The organism is Collimonas sp. GW821-FHT07E08, from assembly GCF_059418905.1.
The window spans coordinates 1-15,750 of record NZ_JBWKQR010000029.1; the positions used below are offsets into that span (position 1 = coordinate 1).

The 15,750-nt window shown below is 60.7% G+C and carries 16 protein-coding genes, 2 tRNA genes and 1 pseudogene; 8 read left to right on the plus strand and 11 right to left on the minus strand.

Annotation, left to right across the window (positions count from 1 at the left end; genetic code table 11):
- Together AC07RZ_RS23420 and AC07RZ_RS23425 are read right to left on the minus strand one after the other, a co-directional pair.
- Window positions 1-175: pseudogene (locus tag AC07RZ_RS23420) on the minus strand (aromatic amino acid lyase); the annotation flags it as partial.
- 18 nt (window positions 176-193) lie between these two features.
- A complete protein-coding gene (locus tag AC07RZ_RS23425; protein ID WP_494669787.1) occupies window positions 194-1,429 on the minus strand; it encodes an allantoate amidohydrolase in 1,236 nt (411 codons plus the stop codon).
- 211 nt (window positions 1,430-1,640) lie between these two features.
- Between AC07RZ_RS23425 and AC07RZ_RS23430 the strand changes: the two genes are divergently transcribed.
- Entirely contained in the window at window positions 1,641-2,972 is a 1,332-nt protein-coding gene (locus AC07RZ_RS23430) for a C4-dicarboxylate transporter DctA (RefSeq protein WP_494669788.1), read from the plus strand.
- Window positions 2,973-3,086: 114 nt separating this feature from the next.
- Entirely contained in the window at window positions 3,087-3,776 is a 690-nt protein-coding gene (locus tag AC07RZ_RS23435; protein ID WP_092401884.1) for a GntR family transcriptional regulator, read from the plus strand.
- Window positions 3,777-3,791: 15 nt separating this feature from the next.
- On the opposite strand, the gene AC07RZ_RS23440 is transcribed toward AC07RZ_RS23435, so the two are convergent.
- The 5 genes from AC07RZ_RS23440 to AC07RZ_RS23460 form a co-directional block, all read right to left on the minus strand.
- Window positions 3,792-4,544, minus strand: coding sequence for a LytR/AlgR family response regulator transcription factor (locus tag AC07RZ_RS23440; protein ID WP_494669789.1), 753 nt, complete (start codon window positions 4,542-4,544; stop codon window positions 3,792-3,794).
- A 19-nt stretch (window positions 4,545-4,563) separates the two neighbouring features.
- Window positions 4,564-5,286 (minus strand): head GIN domain-containing protein, encoded by a 723-nt coding sequence (locus AC07RZ_RS23445; protein ID WP_494669790.1) that lies wholly within the window; start codon window positions 5,284-5,286, stop codon window positions 4,564-4,566.
- Between the two features lie 37 nt (window positions 5,287-5,323).
- On the minus strand, window positions 5,324-6,712 hold the full coding sequence (locus AC07RZ_RS23450) for a sensor histidine kinase (protein ID WP_494669791.1): 1,389 nt from the start codon (window positions 6,710-6,712) through the stop codon (window positions 5,324-5,326).
- A 90-nt stretch (window positions 6,713-6,802) separates the two neighbouring features.
- A complete protein-coding gene (locus AC07RZ_RS23455; RefSeq protein WP_494669792.1) occupies window positions 6,803-7,099 on the minus strand; it encodes a hypothetical protein in 297 nt (98 codons plus the stop codon).
- A 48-nt stretch (window positions 7,100-7,147) separates the two neighbouring features.
- Window positions 7,148-7,471 carry a hypothetical protein gene (locus tag AC07RZ_RS23460; protein WP_144742745.1) on the minus strand — a complete coding sequence of 108 codons (324 nt, stop codon included), beginning with the start codon at window positions 7,469-7,471 and terminating at the stop codon, window positions 7,148-7,150.
- 385 nt (window positions 7,472-7,856) lie between these two features.
- On the opposite strand from AC07RZ_RS23460, the gene cysT reads away from it, so the two are divergent.
- Genes cysT through AC07RZ_RS23480 form a run of 4 tightly spaced genes read left to right on the plus strand, consistent with a single transcriptional unit; the run spans window position 7,857 to window position 11,765 of the window.
- A complete protein-coding gene (cysT, locus tag AC07RZ_RS23465) occupies window positions 7,857-8,729 on the plus strand; it encodes a sulfate ABC transporter permease subunit CysT (protein WP_144742744.1) in 873 nt (290 codons plus the stop codon).
- A 9-nt stretch (window positions 8,730-8,738) separates the two neighbouring features.
- Window positions 8,739-9,689 carry a sulfate ABC transporter permease subunit CysW gene (cysW, locus tag AC07RZ_RS23470; protein ID WP_494669793.1) on the plus strand — a complete coding sequence of 317 codons (951 nt, stop codon included), beginning with the start codon at window positions 8,739-8,741 and terminating at the stop codon, window positions 9,687-9,689.
- Window positions 9,686-10,765 (plus strand): sulfate ABC transporter ATP-binding protein, encoded by a 1,080-nt coding sequence (locus AC07RZ_RS23475; RefSeq protein ID WP_144742742.1) that lies wholly within the window; start codon window positions 9,686-9,688, stop codon window positions 10,763-10,765. The genes cysW and AC07RZ_RS23475 overlap by 4 nt, the downstream gene beginning before the upstream one ends.
- A 10-nt stretch (window positions 10,766-10,775) precedes the next feature.
- On the plus strand, window positions 10,776-11,765 hold the full coding sequence (locus tag AC07RZ_RS23480) for a CysB family HTH-type transcriptional regulator (protein WP_494669794.1): 990 nt from the start codon (window positions 10,776-10,778) through the stop codon (window positions 11,763-11,765).
- Between the two features lie 376 nt (window positions 11,766-12,141).
- Here AC07RZ_RS23480 and AC07RZ_RS23485 read toward each other — a convergent pair whose 3' ends face one another.
- The 4 genes from AC07RZ_RS23485 to AC07RZ_RS23500 all read right to left on the minus strand — a co-directional run bounded on the left by AC07RZ_RS23485 (window position 12,142) and on the right by AC07RZ_RS23500 (window position 15,370).
- Window positions 12,142-13,185: a quinone-dependent dihydroorotate dehydrogenase gene (locus AC07RZ_RS23485; protein WP_092401852.1), complete on the minus strand. Its 1,044-nt coding sequence runs from the start codon at window positions 13,183-13,185 to the stop codon at window positions 12,142-12,144.
- Window positions 13,186-13,248: 63 nt separating this feature from the next.
- On the minus strand, window positions 13,249-13,974 hold the full coding sequence (locus tag AC07RZ_RS23490; protein ID WP_092401849.1) for an arginyltransferase: 726 nt from the start codon (window positions 13,972-13,974) through the stop codon (window positions 13,249-13,251).
- A 62-nt stretch (window positions 13,975-14,036) separates the two neighbouring features.
- Window positions 14,037-14,765 carry a leucyl/phenylalanyl-tRNA--protein transferase gene (aat, locus tag AC07RZ_RS23495; RefSeq protein ID WP_494669795.1) on the minus strand — a complete coding sequence of 243 codons (729 nt, stop codon included), beginning with the start codon at window positions 14,763-14,765 and terminating at the stop codon, window positions 14,037-14,039.
- A gap of 20 nt (window positions 14,766-14,785) precedes the next feature.
- Window positions 14,786-15,370 carry an NUDIX hydrolase gene (locus AC07RZ_RS23500; protein WP_494669796.1) on the minus strand — a complete coding sequence of 195 codons (585 nt, stop codon included), beginning with the start codon at window positions 15,368-15,370 and terminating at the stop codon, window positions 14,786-14,788.
- A 131-nt stretch (window positions 15,371-15,501) separates the two neighbouring features.
- Here AC07RZ_RS23500 and AC07RZ_RS23505 point away from each other — a divergent pair.
- Window positions 15,502-15,578 (plus strand) — tRNA-Met (locus AC07RZ_RS23505).
- 101 nt (window positions 15,579-15,679) lie between these two features.
- Window positions 15,680-15,750: transfer RNA gene (locus AC07RZ_RS23510), tRNA-Met, on the plus strand.

The following is a 15,750-nucleotide window of genomic DNA, read 5'->3' on the forward strand; positions in this document are numbered from 1 at the left end:
ACATCATGGGCGCTTCGTCGTGCATCCAGGTCGATTCGATGTAGTCGCGGCTTTCTTTCAAGGCGGCGCGGGAAGAGTCGGCCAGCGTGACCGGCAGATGCGGCGCGCGGGCGACGTCGACCACTTGCTGGGCGGTCAGGTTGAAGCCGTCGATGGTGATGGTGGTAGTAGTCATGTTCAAGTCCAAAGTAGATTAGCGTTTAAAATTTTCGACAAAGCGGCTGAACGCCTGGGCGGCGAGGGCGGCGTCGTCGGTTGTCATGATTTCGTCAGGATGGTGGCTGATGCCGCCGTTGCCGCAGCGGACGAACAGCATCGCCACATCGGTGATGGCGGCCATCGCCATGGCGTCGTGGCCGGCGCCGGACGGCAAGTGTTTCGGCGCCGATCCGCCGGCTTCGATCGCGGCCGCCAGCTGCTGCTGCAGCCACGGCGCGCAGGGCACGCTGGACGCTTCGTGGGTCTTGCGGGTGTGGACCGCGACATTGCGGCGCTGGCCGACCTGTTCGATCCTGGCCAGCACATCGGCCACCGCTGCCTGCCTTGTCTCGTCTTGTTCGGCGCGGATGTCGATGGAGAACAGCGCCTTGCCCGGCACCACGTTGGCGGCGCCGTTCGGCACGTTGAACTGGCCGACGGTGCCCACCAGCCCGCGCGTGCCATGGCAGCGCTGTTCGATATACAGGCCGATTTCGGCGGCCGCCATGGCGGCGTCGCGCCGCATGTCCATCGGCACCGTGCCGGCGTGGCCGGCCAGGCCTTCGATCTCCACCATGAAGCGCGATGCGCCGGAGATGGCGGTCACCACGCCCAGCGGCAGGCCTTGGTTGAGCAGCACCGGCCCTTGCTCGATATGCACTTCGACAAACGCCAGCACGCTTTCCGGCGCATACGCCGCCTTGCCCAGGCCGGCGGCGTGAAAGCCGGAGGCGGCCATGACGTCGCGCATGCTTTGCCCGGCTTCGTCCAGGTTGTCCAGCACCGCCAGGTCGAAGGTGCCGGCGGCGGCGCGGCTGCCGAGCAAGGTGGCCTTGAAGCGCACGCCTTCTTCTTCGGCAAAGCCGATGATCTCGATCGCGAAAGGGAAGCGCTTGCCGGCCGCATGCCATTGCTGGACGCAGGCGATCGGCAGCAGGATGCCGAGATTGCCGTCGTACTTGCCGCCGTTGCGCACCGTATCGAAATGCGAGCCGGTCAGCAGGGCGGGCGCATCCGGCGCCAGGCCCTCATAGCGGCCGATGACATTGCCTGCCATGTCGCGCCGCACGCTCATGCCGGCCGCGCACATCCATTCCGCCAGCCGCGCCGCCGCGCCGTGATGGGCGCTGGTCAGGTAAGTGCGGGTCAGCATGCCGGGCGCTTCGCTGAACTGCGCCAGCTCGTCGGCCCAGCGCATGATCTGTTCGCCGCAAGCAGTTTGTATTTCCATATTGCAACTCATTGATGTCTCCTTGCTGTGGATTCATGGTTTTTCTTGGTTTTTTTGGATAATACTCTTGAATTCAATTATTGCATACAATAAGTGAATGCATTATATTGAATCCGGGGCGCTGCTTTTCCAGGCTCGATCCAAGGCCGAAACAGAGCACGTCCAGATATATAAATTGGTATAAACCAAACAAAACAATTAGGAGACGAACGTGCGGCGCTTTTACAAATCACTGTTTGGCCAGGTGCTGATAGCACTTGTCATGGGAATCGCGGTTGGTGTGTTGTTCCCGAAATTCGGAGAAAGCCTGAAACCTTTGGGCGACGGCTTCATCAAGCTGGTCAAGATGATCATTCCGATGATCGTGTTCTGCGTGGTGGTGCAAGGCATCTACGGCGCGGGCGAACTGAAGAAGGTCGGCCGGGTCGGCCTCAAGGCGCTGATCTACTTTGAAGTGGTGACCACGATTGCCCTGGTGCTGGGGCTGCTGCTGGCCTTCGTGTTCCATCCCGGGGTCGGCATGAACATCAATCCCGATACGCTGGACGCCAATGCGCTGTCGAGCTACGTGGAAACCGCCAACAAGGTCAGGGGCAGCAGCTTTTCCGACTTTGTCATGAAAATCATCCCGAATACCGTGGTCAGCGCATTTACTTCCGGCGACGTGCTGCAAGTGCTGCTGTTCTCCATCATTTTCGGTTCGGCCCTGTCGCTGATCGGCGACAAGGCGGCGCCTATCGTGACCGTGGTGCACAGCATGTCGGAAGCGTTTTTCAAGTGCATGTCGTTCATCATCAGGCTGGCGCCGCTGGGCGTGTTCGGCGCGATCGCTTTCACGGTCGGCAAATACGGCGTCGGATCCCTGCAGCAGCTGAGTTTCCTGGTGCTGCTGTATTTCTTTGCCGTGGTGGTGTTTGTCTTTGCGATACTGGGCACCATCTTGCGGCTGGCCGGTTTCAGCATCTTCAAGCTGATCAAGTACCTGCGCGCCGAACTGCTGGTGGTGCTGGCCACCGCTTCATCGGACAGCGTATTGCCGCAGGTGATGCGCAAGCTGGAATACATGGGCATCAAGGATTCCACCGTGGGCCTGGTGATCCCGACCGGCTATTCGTTCAACCTCGACGCTTTCTCGATTTACCTGACGCTGGCCGCGGTATTCATTGCGCAAGCCACCAATACGCCGCTCGCGGTTACCGACCTGCTGGCGATCCTGGCGGTGGCCCTGATCACTTCCAAGGGCGCGCATGGCGTGCCGGGTTCGGCGATCGTGATCCTGGCCGCCACCTTGTCCGCCATCCCGGCGATCCCGGTGGTGGGGCTGGTGCTGGTGCTGTCGGTCGACTGGTTCATGGGCATTGCACGCGCGCTCGGCAACCTGCTGGGCAACTGCGTGGCGACCGTGGTGGTGGCTGTGTGGGAAAAGGATATCGACAAGGTGCGCGCCCATGCGGTCTTGAACGGCGCCCGTCCGGCCGCGCTCGAGGATGAGCAGAGGGAACAGGCAAACCTGCAGATGGCGGCTGAAAGCCGCTCGCTGTAAGCCAAGGAAGCAAGCCCGGAGCTGCTTGCGGCCGGGCATTCTTATTCTTTTGAAGGGATCGCATTTGCAAGTACAATTTTGGTTTTAGAACAACGCTCCGAGGAAATCGCTAACATGAGCCTGTCACCAAGCCCTGCCGACAGTTCTGACGATATTGCGGCCGACATCACGACCGCAATTGCCGAGCAGCGCCTGCCGCCCGGCACCAAACTGCGGGAGGAAGCCTTGGCGCGCCTGTATTCCGTGAGCCGCACCAAGATCCGGGCGGCGCTGGTGATGCTGGCAAAAGACAAGCTGATCGACCTGGTGCCGGACAAAGGGGCGTTCGTGAGCCGGCCGACGGAAGAGGAGGCGCGCCAGATATTTTTCGTGCGGCGCGTGCTGGAGACAGCGCTGGTGCGCGAATTCGTGGCCAAGGCCACTGCCGCCGACTATGCATTGCTGGAGCAGCACCTGCAGCAGGAGCGCGAGGCGCTGTCCAAGGAAAATCCGCAAGTCCGTTCCAAGCTGCTGAGCGATTTCCACATCCTGCTGGCGCGCACGGTGGGCAACCAGGTCTTGACCGATGTCCTGACCAAGCTGGCCGGCCGCAGTTCGCTGATCACCATGCTGTACCAGTCGACCCGGGACGCTGCCTGTTCATCGGACGAGCATGTGGAATTCCTGCAGGCGGCGAAGGCCGGCGATACGGAAAAAGCGGTGCAGCTGATGCAGCACCACTTGCACCACGTTGAATCGGCTTTGCAGTTCGAGATACCGCCGCCCGGCGCCAAGAAGGATTTCGTCAAGGCGCTGCTGGCCTAGGGCCTGTTCACGCTCCTACATCTGTTTGAACAGATGGATAAAGCTGCGGCTCACTTCCAGTTTTTCAGTATGTCCCTTGATCAGCACCTGGTGGCGGCCGCGCAGGTCGCGCGTGATGCCGTCGATGGCGTTGACGTTGACCAGGGTGGCGCGATGGATCTGCCAGAACAGGTCGGGATCGAGCTCTTCCGCCAGGTCGCGCACCGGCTTGCGGATCAGCGCTTCATAGCTGGCGGTCTGGACGCTGGTGTATTTTTCATCGGAACGGAAGAACAGGATTTCCTGCACCGGGATCAGCCGCAATTGCTGGCCGATGCTGGCCTGTATCCATTGCAGGTAGACCGGCTTGGTGGCGATGCCCATCTGCTTGGCAAGCTGCGTCAGCATCGAACTCATGTCGGCCGGCGCTGAACTCAGGCGGGCCTTGAGGCGCGTTACGGTCAGGCGCAGGCGTTCGGCTTCGGCCGGCTTCAGGATGTAATCGACCGCGCCGCGCTCGAAAGCTTCAATCGCATATTCGTCGTAGGCGGTGATGAAGACGATGTGGCTTTTGCCGCCGATTTCCTGCGCTGCCTGCAGCCCGGTTTTGCCCGGCATGCGGATATCGAGGAAGGTGAAGTCAGGCTGCAGCTGGTCGACCAGTTCGATTGCTTCATCGCCGTTCTTGGCTTCGCCAAGGATTTCCAGCTCCGGCCAGGCCTGGCTCAGGCGCAGGCGGATCTGGTCGCGCATCAGGCGTTCGTCGTCGGCAATGATTGCAGTAGGCATAGGCGGATTCTAATATGAATTAACGTTTTTTCTTGACCGCGCCCGAACCCATGATGCTGGAATGCACTTCCGGGTCGCCGGCATACGTGACATCGCCGGAACCGGCAGTCGAGACCCGCAGGGCTTTGCTGGCATAGACGTGGGCGTCGCCGCTGCCGACGATCGACACGCTGGTGTTTTCCGCCATCAGGTCGAAGCCGTCGTAGTCGCCGCTGCCGGCAATCGATACCTTCAGGTCGCGCGTCTTGCCCCTTACCTTGATGTCGCCGGCGCCGGCGATGGAGGCGGTGACGACGGGAGCGTTCAGTTCGCCGCTGACGGTGCCGGAGCCGGAGATGGAAATCCTGATGCTGTCTTTGGAACTGAGCTTGCCGATGATCTTGAGGTCGCCGGAGCCGTAGATGCCTAAACTGTTGACGTCAGGCGCCGTGATATAGACGTTGATGTTGTGGCGGCTGCTGAAAAACGAATGGCCGGTGAAATAGATCTTCAATGACGAACCGCTGTTCTCCAGTTCGACCTTCGAGGCGGCTCCGTTCTCGGTTTCGATGATTGCCGGCTTGGCGGGTCCCTGGGTCAGGTACACGTTCACCGCATCCATCACTTCCAGCTGCTGGAAGCTGCCTATCTGGCGCTCCGTCTTGACGATGTCGGCGGCCGCGCTGTCGCTGCAGCTGAGCAGGGGAACCATGGCTGCAGCGGCGAGTGCAAGGACAAAAGCAAGACGCGGGATCGATTTCATATTTATTTCCTGTTGCTTCCTAGCCTGTTGGATGGATTTATTGAGGCTTGGCCCTGGCGCCGACTACCTGGTACGGCACCTCGATGGTTGAGCATACGCCGCTCGGGCTGTTGGGCGCAATTTCCAGTTGCGCCGCAGCGCCGTGCAACAGCTTGAGGCGGTCGCGGATGCTTTGCAGCCCCAGGCCGGTGCCGTCGCTGGGGAAGGCGCCGAAACCGAGGCCATCGTCAGTCACGCTGACGCGCAGCTTATTGTCTGCGACTTCCACCTTGATGCGCAAGTAGCCGCCCTCGGCCTTGCGCTCCAGGCCGTGCTTGATGGCGTTTTCCACCAGCGACTGCAGCATCATCGGCGGGAAGGCCGCGCTGCGCAAGCCTTCCGGCACCTGCAGGTCGACGCTCAGGCGTTCTTCCATGCGCATCTTCAGCAGGTCCAGGTAAGCCCGTACGATGTCGACTTCGCGTCCCAGCGTGGTGACGGTGGAAGTTTCCCGCATTTGCGGCAATACCGCACGCAAGTACTGGATCAGGCGCTTCTGCATGGCCGAGGCGCGCGGCGGATCGGTTTCAATCAGGTAGTCGACCGACGCCAGGGTGTTGAACAGGAAATGCGGTTCAACCTGGGCCTGGATCATCTGCATCTTGGCTTCCGAAACCTCGCGCTGCAGGTTGGCGTGTTCGGCGGCGGCGTTGGCCGCCCTGGCACGCGCTTCGGCGCGTTTTTTGCCGCCCATCAAAGCCTTGGTGCCGAACAGGCCGATCAGCAGCAGCAGCACAAAATTCACGAACCATTCGGAAGATTTTTTCTGGTAGCGCGCCACCTGCTGTTCGGCTTTTTCGGCAGCCGCTTCATGGATGGCGGCGACGGCGTCGTTGATCGCCTGGTTGACGTCGGCGGTCGCTTCCGGCGGCAAGGTCAGGCTCAGGCTGGCGGCATTCGGTGCAGCCGGCGTAGGTGCGGCCGGCGGCGCAGGTGGGGCGGGCGGTACAGGTGGAGCCTTTGGCGCGTCGTCGTCGGCATCGGCGTCAGCGGCAGCTGCTGCAGGCGACGCTGCAGAAGCAGCTGACGCTGAGGCCGGCGCCGCGGGCGATTTCGACGTCATCGCGCTATCGCCGTCGCCATCGTAGGTATATGTGCCGGTTTTTATATGGACGCCGGTATCGTCGATGCGGATATCGGTATTGCCTTTGTTGCGCTTGGACGGCTTGCTGGCGTGCTGGCTGACTTTTTCAATCACCAGCTCGCTGGAGGAAAACAAGGTTTCCTGCAAGATCCCGGCGGCTATCAGCACCAGTACCGCAAACAACAGGAATTTCCACCACGAGAGTTGCGTCACCCAGCTTGCTACTTTGTCGAAACCCCGCGACAGGTAGACCGAGGCGATGGATGCGTTTTTCTTGAATGCGGTGAACGAATCAGAATTCATGGAGTGGGATCGGTTTGTGCGGCAACTCAGCTAAGTTGTCGTCATTTTAAACGGAACGGACGCAGCAGTCTGATCGTTTTGCTAAAGGAATCAAAGAGCGCTGAGCGCTGGCGAGACGGTTGGTTCGGTTTTCTTGCGCGCTACCTTTTTCACGGCCTGGGCCCGCTGTTGCTGTGTAAAAGCCATTTTTTCTTCCGGCGTCATGCGCTTGCCGATAATCACGATGGGCGGCATCAGCAGCGGGATATCTTGAAGCTGCGCCTGCGACTGCGCTGCCGACGGCGCCGCGGCTTTCTTGGCCGGCGCTGCCGCCATGGCCGGGCTGGCGCCGATGCTCAAGGTCGCCAGCAGCGTGGCGGCGACCAGTAATTTAGACGTGGTGTTCATTTGCAATCTCCTGGTATATGGAACTGCGGGAACTACGGGAACTACGGTTTAGATGACGGCTTTCTTGCGGCTGGCTTCTTGCTGCGCCAGGACCGACTTTTGCTCACGGTTCAGGCGTTTGCCGACGATGGTGATGGTAGGCAGGCAGCCTTCTTCTTGCGCCATCGCCAGTTTTTCTTGCGGGGTCAGGCGCTTGGCGACGATCGTTACTGTTTGCAGGAACTCTGGATGGCTTGGGCGCTTGCCGACGATGGTGATGGTCGGCAGTGTCGAGATTTCAGTTTGTTGCGGTGCTGCTTGCGCCGGGGCGATGCTGCCAGCCAGGGTAGCGATGGACAGGATGGCGATCAGTGCTTGGCGTGCTGTGTTCATTTTTGTTCTCCTTAGGTGGCTGGTAGGTGGCAAACGTTGTTGCATGTCGTCACTTTAGGGAGGGGCGGGGCAAGTCGCCAGCTGCTTGCGACAATCTGCAGAAATGGCGGAACAGAATACAAAAAAGCCCGACTGAGCTGCAGCGGATTTGTCCGGTTTTTGGGGAAACGGTGGGAGGGGCGGCGCGGGATTGGCGTATTGTCGGCTCGCCAGGGCCTTGATATTTATTGCTTTAAAGATATTGAATCGGGAGACCTGGCAGTAAATTCACTATTTCTCTTATGCAAATCCATTCTATGCACATGCAAAAAAGTTCGTTCTCTTTATAACAAACCGGTGAGATTATCATCGCTCTTTAGCCGTATTTGTAATAAGAGGACGATGCATGACAGCCGCCGCACTTGCCAAACCAGGTCTTGCCAGGCCCGCCACGCCGTTTCGCGTGATGCCCGGGTTTCGCCTGTCGCTGGGATTTACCCTGTTTTACCTGGCCCTGATCGTACTGATCCCTTTGTCGGCGGTGTTCCTCAAGACTTTCACGCTGAGCTGGGACGGTTTTGCCGCGGCCGTCACTTCGCCGCGGGTGATGGCTTCCTATCGCCTGACTTTCGGCACTTCCTTGCTGGCGGCGCTGCTTAATGCGATTTTCGGCGGCATTGTGGCTTGGGTGCTGGTGCGTTACCGGTTTCCCGGCAAGAAGCTGATCGACGCCCTGGTCGACCTGCCTTTCGCACTGCCGACCGCGGTAGCCGGGATTGCCCTGACCGCGCTGTATTCCACCAACGGCTGGATCGGCCGGTACCTGGAACCGCTCGGCATCAAGGTCGCCTTTACGCCGCTGGGTATATTAGTGGCGCTGACCTTCATCGGCCTGCCGTTTGTGGTGCGCACCGTGCAGCCGGTGCTGGAAGACGCCGAAAAAGAACTGGAAGAAGCGGCGGCCAGCCTGGGCGCCAATCATTGGCAGACTTTTACCAGGGTAATTTTCCCGACGGTATTCCCGGCTTTGCTGACCGGTTTTGCGCTGTCCTTTGCCCGCGCCACCGGCGAGTACGGCTCGGTCATCTTCATCGCCGGCAATATGCCGATGGTGTCGGAGATCACCCCCTTGTTCATCATTACCAAGCTGGAGCAATACGACTATGCCGGCGCCACTGCGATTGCGGTGGTGATGCTGACCGCGTCGTTCCTGCTGCTGCTGGCGATCAACGTCTTGCAAGCCTGGACCCGCAAGCGCGGCCAGTCGGTCAAAGTCTAGGAGCCGGACGTGAGCGCCACCGCCAGCAATTTCAATCCAGCCACCGTCGCCGCCCAGCCCGTTGCAGGGCCGCGGGCCAGGGGCGAGCCGGTCCATGTTCCCAACGCCACCCTGGAGCCGTTGTGGGTGCGCACGCTGTTGATGACCGTGGCGCTGCTGTTCCTTGCCTTGTTCCTGGTGGTGCCGCTGCTGTCGGTATTTGCGGAAGCGTTCAAGAAGGGCTGGGAAGCCTACCTGGCGGCAATCACCGAGCCGGATGCGGTCAGCGCCATCAAGCTGACCCTGCTGACCGCCGTGATTGCGGTGCCGCTCAACCTGGTGTTCGGCGTCGCCGCTTCGTGGACCATCGCCAAGTTCGAGTTCCGCGGCAAGAACATCCTGCTGACCCTGATCGACCTGCCGTTTTCGGTGTCGCCGGTGATTTCCGGCCTGATCTATGTGCTGCTGTTCGGCGCCCAGGGCTGGTTCGGCCCGTGGCTGCGCGAGCATGACATCAAGATCCTGTTTGCGGTGCCTGGCATCGTGCTGGCGACCGTCTTCGTCACCTTTCCCTTTGTGGCGCGGGAACTGATTCCCTTGATGCAGGCGCAGGGCAGCGAGGAAGAAGAGGCGGCCCTGGTGCTGGGCGCGTCCGGCTGGAAGACTTTCCGCCACGTGACCTTGCCGAATATTAAGTGGGGGCTGCTGTACGGCGTGATCTTGTGCAATGCGCGCGCCATGGGCGAGTTCGGCGCGGTGTCGGTGGTGTCCGGCCATATCCGCGGCGAGACCAACACCATCCCCTTGCAGGTCGAGATCCTGTACAACGAATACAACTTCCAGGCGGCGTTTGCGGTGGCTTCGCTGCTGGCGTTTCTGGCGCTGCTGACCCTGGCGCTGAAATCGTTCATCGAATGGCGTTTGCGCGAAACGGTATTGCCGCACGGCGCCGTGCATCAATCAGGACAGGAGCAGGCATGAGCATCCAGGTAAGCAGCATCAACAAGCGCTTCGGCGAGTTTGTCGCACTGAACAATGTGTCGCTGGAATTCCCCACCGGGGAGCTGACCGCGCTGCTGGGGCCTTCGGGCTGCGGCAAGACCACTTTGCTGCGCATCATCGCCGGCCTCGAAGCGCAAGACAGCGGGCAGGTCCTGCTGGAAGGTGAAGATGCTTCTTCGCGCCATGTACGCGAGCGCCAGGTCGGCTTCGTGTTCCAGCACTATGCGCTGTTCAAGCATATGACCGTATTTGAAAACATCGCCTTCGGCCTGCGCGTCAAGCCGCGCTCGCAGCGTCCGAACGAAAGCGCGATCCGGGAAAAGGTCACCAGCCTGCTGGAGCTGGTGCAGCTGGACTGGCTGGCGGATCGTTATCCGCCGCAGCTGTCGGGCGGCCAGCGCCAGCGCATTGCCCTGGCGCGGGCGCTGGCGGTAGAGCCGCGCGTGCTGCTGCTGGATGAGCCGTTCGGCGCGCTCGACGCCAAGGTGCGCAAGGAATTGCGGCGCTGGTTGCGGCGCTTGCACGATGAATTGCATGTCACCAGCATCTTCGTGACCCACGACCAGGAAGAAGCGCTGGAAGTGGCGGACCGGATCGTGCTGATGAACAAGGGCAATGTCGAGCAGGTAGGCGCGCCGCAGCAGGTCTATGAGAATCCGGCTTCGCCTTTCGTCTACGGTTTCCTGGGCAACGTCAACCTGTTCCATGGCCGCGTGCACCAGGGCGTGCTGGATACCGGCGGCGCGGTGTTCGACGCGCCGGAACACGCCGCCGCGCAAGACGCGCAAGGTATCGGCTACGTGCGGCCGCACGACCTCGAAATCGATCGCTACACCGCCGGCGCCGAAGGCATCGTGGTGCAGCTGCGGCGCGCCCACGCCATCGGGCCTCTGGCGCAGCTGGAATTGGAGCGAAGCGGCGGGGCAGACGCCGGCCTGATCGAAGCAGTGATTTCCAGCGAACGTTTCAAGCAGCTCGATTTGAAAGATGGCGAAACCCTGGTGGTGCGTCCGCGCCGCCTGCAGGTGTTCGTCGATCAGCAGGCAACACGCTAAGGAGAAAATTATGAATTTTCAGCAATTACGTTCTATCCGCGAAGCAGCGCGTTGCGGTTTCAACCTGACCGAAGTGGCGAATGTCCTGTTTACTTCGCAGCCCGGCGTCAGCCGCCAGATACGCGAGCTGGAAGAAGAGCTCGGCGTCGATATTTTCATCCGCAACGGCAAGCGCCTGATCGGCTTGACCGATCCGGGCAAGGGTATCCTGAAGATCGTCGAAAGGCTGCTGCAGGAAGCCGAGAATTTGCGCCAGGCCAGCCAGGAATACTCGGGCGAAACCAGCGGCACCTTGACGGTGGCCGCCACCCACACGCAGGCGCGTTATGCCTTGCCGCGCGTGGTGCAGGGTTTCCGCGCCAGTTTTCCCGATGTCCGCATCGCGCTCCAGCAAAGTTCGCCGGAACATATTGCCGACTGGGTGATATCGGGCAAGGCCGACGTCGGCATCGCCACCGAGGGCCTGACCCAGTTCAAGGAACTGATTTCTTTCCCGTGCTACGAGTGGAGCCATGTGCTGGTGGTGCCGGAGAACCATCCCTTGCTGGACATCAGCGGACCGGTCAGCCTGGCCGACCTGGCAGCCTATCCCTTGATTACCTACGATATCGGTTTCACCGGCCGCGGCCATATCGACGATGCCTTCAGGACGGCCGGCATTACGCCGGACATCGTGCTGACCGCGATGGATTCCGACGTCATCCAGCAATACGTGTCGCTTGGCCTGGGCGTTGGCCTGGTGGCTTCGATGGCGACCGAGCATAGCCGCCAGAACGGCTTGCGTTCGATCGAGGTGTCGCATCTGCTGGCCTCCAACGTGACCCGGCTGGCGGTGCGGCGCGGCGCTTACCTGCGCTCTTACACCTACGATTTCATCTTGCAGTTTGCGCCGCAGCTCAAGCGCGAAGATATTGTCGAGGCGCTGCAGGCGGAACCGGGCGCTGGCAGCAACGGTGTGCACAAGGGCGATTTTGAGCAGCGCATCCTGAAAATAGCCTGAGTCGAGCAGTGCTTCTAAACCCTGCCAGGCAGGGCCGGCGTCACGTTCTTGTCATATTCAGGCGCTACGATTTCGTTTGTCTCCTCCGTTCCTCCTCGGGTTCGGATTTAGCCCGCTGCCGTAAGGCCAGCGGGCTTTTTCTTTGGCGCCCTGTGTCCTGCCGGGCGCTTGGGTTTGCATTGCAGCAAAGAAAGTTGCTGTTTAATAATCAGGTTCATCCTGTACTCAATTGCCTTGCTGATATTGCCTGGCTAGCCCGGGCGTCTTAAGCGGGTCGGGCAAAACACTTCATTTGATTAATCGTGGCCACGTAAATGGAGCTTTCCATGGACTGGACACAACTGATCATCGGGCTGGCCAGCGGCGCCGCCTGTTTTTATTCTGGCCGGCGCAAGGCCGCGGCGCATTCGCGCACCAGCGCCGGACCGCGATAAATCAGGCCGGTGTACAGCTGCACCAACGCCGCGCCTGCGGCGACCTTGGCTTGCGCATCGGCGCCGCTGAAGATGCCGCCGACGCCGATGATAGGCAAGGCGTCGCCCAGTTCGCCATGCAGCTGGCGCACCACGCTGGTGGATAGAGCCAGCACCGGCGCGCCGGACAAGCCGCCGGCTTCATCCTCATGCTGCAAGCCGCGGACGGCGTCGCGGCTGATGGTGGTGTTGGTGGCGATCACGCCGTCTATCTTGTGCCGCAGCAAGGCGTCGGCGATGGTCTTGATCTGTTCGGCGTCGATGTCCGGGGCGATTTTCAAGGCGATAGGGACATAACGCTTGTGCTGGTCGGCCAGTTTCTGCTGTGCCTGCTTGAGTTGCGACAGCAGGGCGTCGAGTTCCGATGCGCCTTGCAGCTGCCGCAGGTTCTTGGTGTTGGGCGAGGATATATTGACAGTGACATAGCTGGCGTAGGGATAGACTTTCTGCAGGCAGTGCAGGTAGTCTTCGGCGGCGCGCTCGATCGGCGTATCGGCATTCTTGCCGATGTTCAGGCCCAGCACGCCTTGCCGCTCCTGGTAGAACCTGGAAGCCTGGACATTGGCGACGAAGGCGTCGACGCCGCCGTTGTTGAAGCCCATGCGGTTGATGATGGCGTTGGCCGCCGGCAGGCGGAACATGCGCGGCTTTGGATTGCCGGCCTGGGCGCGCGGCGTCACCGTGCCGACTTCGATCGAACCGAAGCCCAGCGCCGCCAGGCCGTCGATATAAGCGCCATCCTTGTCCAGGCCAGCCGCCAGCCCGACAGGGTTAGGAAAGGTGATGCCCATGACCGTGCGCGGATCGGCCGGCGTCTTGCCTAGCAGGGAAGTGAGCCCGAGGGCTGCGGCGCGGCGCAATGCAGGCAGTGTCAGGTTGTGGGCGGATTCCGGATCGAGTGAAAACAGGGCGGGGCGGGCGAAGGCGTACAGGAGTTTGGCTGGCACGATAGGCGGCTGTAAAAGATGGTGCAAATTAGGAGAATAGCGACCGCAGTGAAACTGCGGTCGCTATTCTAACGCACTCCATTCGCCTTGCCGCAGCGCTTCCAGCGGCTGGAAGTTGATTTTATAAGCCATTTTCGGGCTTTCCTTTATCCAGTAGCCGAGATAGACATATGGCATGCCGAGCTGCTTCGCCTGGCCGATCTGCCACAAGACATTGTAGGTGCCGTAGGAAGCGCCCGGCACATCGGGATCGTAAAAGGTATACACCGACGACAAGCCGTCGTTCAGGACATCGATGATGCTGACCATGCGCAGGGTGCCGTCGGCTTCGCGGAATTCGACCAGGCGGGTGTTTACCTTGCTTTGCAGCAGAAACTGCGCGTACTGGTCGCGGCTGTCCTGGTCCATGCCGCCGCCGCAGTGGCGCGCGGTCTGGTAGCGCAGGTACAGGTCGTAATGTTCATGGACATAAGCCAGGTTGGTGACCAGCGTGGTCAGCTGGCTGTGGCGGTCCCAGGCGCGGCGCTGGCTGCGGTTCGGCTGGAACGACGCTACCAGCGTGCGCACCGGCGTGCACGCCTGGCAACCGTCGCAATACGGCCGGTAGGTAAAGATGCCGCTGCGCCGGAAACCGTTCTTCACCAGCTCGGAATAGACGTCGGCGTTGATCAGGTGCGACGGCGTCGCCACCTGCGAGCGCGCCTGGCGGTGGTCCAGGTAGCTGCACGGGTAGGGCGCCGTGGCGTAAAACTGCAGGGTCGAAAATGGCAGATCTTTTAAGTGCGTCATGTGCGTTCCGGCTGATGACCTATACCTGATAATTTACACCGTAATTCCGGTTTGCATAAGAGCTAATCGCTGAACAAGGGCAATGGACGCCAGCCGTGGATTTGCGGCTGGGCGATGGCTTGCCTCAGGTGCCGCAGGAATTCGTTGCGCGCTATCGGCGCGGCGCCCAGCGAAGCCAGGTGGCCGGTCTGCTGCTGGCAATCGATCATCGCCACGCCGTGCTGGCGCAGGAAGTGCACCAGGTAGGCCAGGGCGACCTTGGATGCGTCGCTGACCCGGGTGAACATCGATTCGCCATAGAACATGTGGCCGATGCTGACGCCATAAGCGCCGCCCACCAGCCTGCCGTCCAGCCAGACTTCCGAGGAATGCGCATAACCGAGCCGGTGCAGCGCGCGGTAGCCGGCGACGATGTCTTCCGAGATCCAGGTGCCGGCGCCGTCGCGGCGCGGCGCCGCGCATTCGCGCATCACGCGCTCGAAGGCGAAATCGAAACGGACCTGCCAGCGCCGGTCGGTGGAAGCGCTGCGGTGCACCTTGCGCAAGGTCTTGCGCAGGCTGGAGGAAATGACGAATTGGTCTGTCTTGAGCACCATGCGCGGATCGGTGCTCCACCAGAGGATCGGCTGGTTCTCGGAAAACCAGGGGAAGATGCCGTGCCGGTAAGCGTCCAGCAGGCGCCGCGGCGACAGGTCGGCGCCGGCCGCCAGCAAGCCGCCCGCGCCATCCTCGTCGGTCAGCGCCGTGCTGACGTCGGGAAACGGGCTGTCCAGTTCAAGCCAGGGGATCATCGCGGCTCTCCGCTGGCGCCTTATTTGGCCGTCAGGCCGGCGCGCATGGGTTTGAAGATGTCTTGCGCATGCAGGTTGAACTGGCCGCCTTCCTGGCGGATTTTCTTGGCGTCGGCGAAGAAGGCGCGCAAAGTGATGTCGACGGTGGGAAAGGCGATTTCATCCCACGGGATTTCGTTTTCCGTGAACAAGCCAACTTCCAGGCTTTCAATGCCGGCGGCGTAATCGAGGTCGAGCAAGGTGGCGCGATAGAACAGGTGCACCTGGTGCACATGCGGCACGTTGAGCAGCGAAAAAAGCTCGTGCAGTTCGATCCTGGCGCCAGCTTCTTCCAGGGTTTCGCGGCGGGCCGCATCGCCGGTGGTCTCATCGTTTTCCATGAAGCCGGCGGGCAGGGTCCAGTAGCCGTATTGCGGCTCGATCGCACGCTTGCACAGCAGCAGGCGCAGCTCGCCATCTTGTTCCCATACCGGGATCGAGCCGATCACCATCTTCGGATTCTGGTAATGAATGGTGCCGCAATTGCTGCAGACATAACGCATGCGGTTGTCGTCCGGCGGAACCTGCAGGCTGACGGGATGCGCACATTCGGAACAAAATTTCATAGGCGGCAATAGATAGTTTGAATCGGTAGTTTGGGAGTTTAGCATTGCCTATTAGATAGGGCTGTTCTTAATCCGATTGTCTGTATTGGTTGCATTGCACTGCAATACACTATATACTTTCATTCTTCAGACGCGGGGTGGAGCAGTCTGGCAGCTCGTCGGGCTCATAACCCGAAGGTCGTAGGTTCAAATCCTGCCCCCGCAACCAGTTACAGCAAGAAGGCTCGCGGTAAAGTAAAAAGCCGCAGTGAAGTTTTTCTTGCGCATGAAGCCTTAAGTGGAAAACGCTTAAGGCTTTTTATATTCAGACGCGGGGTGGAGCAGTCTGGCAGCTCGTCGGGCTCATAACCCGAAGGTCGTAGGTTCAAATCCTGCCCCCG

What these genes read in the sequence shown, in the direction of transcription:
- AC07RZ_RS23490 (WP_092401849.1), bottom strand. Translation starts at nt 13,974, where the DNA reads ATGACGCACTTAAAAGATCTGCCATTTTCGACCCTGCAGTTTTACGCC.
- cysT (WP_144742744.1), top strand. Translation starts at nt 7,857, where the DNA reads ATGACAGCCGCCGCACTTGCCAAACCAGGTCTTGCCAGGCCCGCCACG.
- AC07RZ_RS23440 (WP_494669789.1), bottom strand. Translation starts at nt 4,544, where the DNA reads ATGCCTACTGCAATCATTGCCGACGACGAACGCCTGATGCGCGACCAG.
- AC07RZ_RS23475 (WP_144742742.1), top strand. Translation starts at nt 9,686, where the DNA reads ATGAGCATCCAGGTAAGCAGCATCAACAAGCGCTTCGGCGAGTTTGTC.
- AC07RZ_RS23450 (WP_494669791.1), bottom strand. Translation starts at nt 6,712, where the DNA reads ATGAATTCTGATTCGTTCACCGCATTCAAGAAAAACGCATCCATCGCC.
- AC07RZ_RS23425 (WP_494669787.1), bottom strand. Translation starts at nt 1,429, where the DNA reads ATGGAAATACAAACTGCTTGCGGCGAACAGATCATGCGCTGGGCCGAC.
- AC07RZ_RS23480 (WP_494669794.1), top strand. Translation starts at nt 10,776, where the DNA reads ATGAATTTTCAGCAATTACGTTCTATCCGCGAAGCAGCGCGTTGCGGT.
- AC07RZ_RS23460 (WP_144742745.1), bottom strand. Translation starts at nt 7,471, where the DNA reads ATGAACACAGCACGCCAAGCACTGATCGCCATCCTGTCCATCGCTACC.
- AC07RZ_RS23455 (WP_494669792.1), bottom strand. Translation starts at nt 7,099, where the DNA reads ATGAACACCACGTCTAAATTACTGGTCGCCGCCACGCTGCTGGCGACC.
- AC07RZ_RS23445 (WP_494669790.1), bottom strand. Translation starts at nt 5,286, where the DNA reads ATGAAATCGATCCCGCGTCTTGCTTTTGTCCTTGCACTCGCCGCTGCA.
- aat (WP_494669795.1), bottom strand. Translation starts at nt 14,765, where the DNA reads ATGATCCCCTGGCTTGAACTGGACAGCCCGTTTCCCGACGTCAGCACG.
- AC07RZ_RS23500 (WP_494669796.1), bottom strand. Translation starts at nt 15,370, where the DNA reads ATGAAATTTTGTTCCGAATGTGCGCATCCCGTCAGCCTGCAGGTTCCG.
- AC07RZ_RS23435 (WP_092401884.1), top strand. Translation starts at nt 3,087, where the DNA reads ATGAGCCTGTCACCAAGCCCTGCCGACAGTTCTGACGATATTGCGGCC.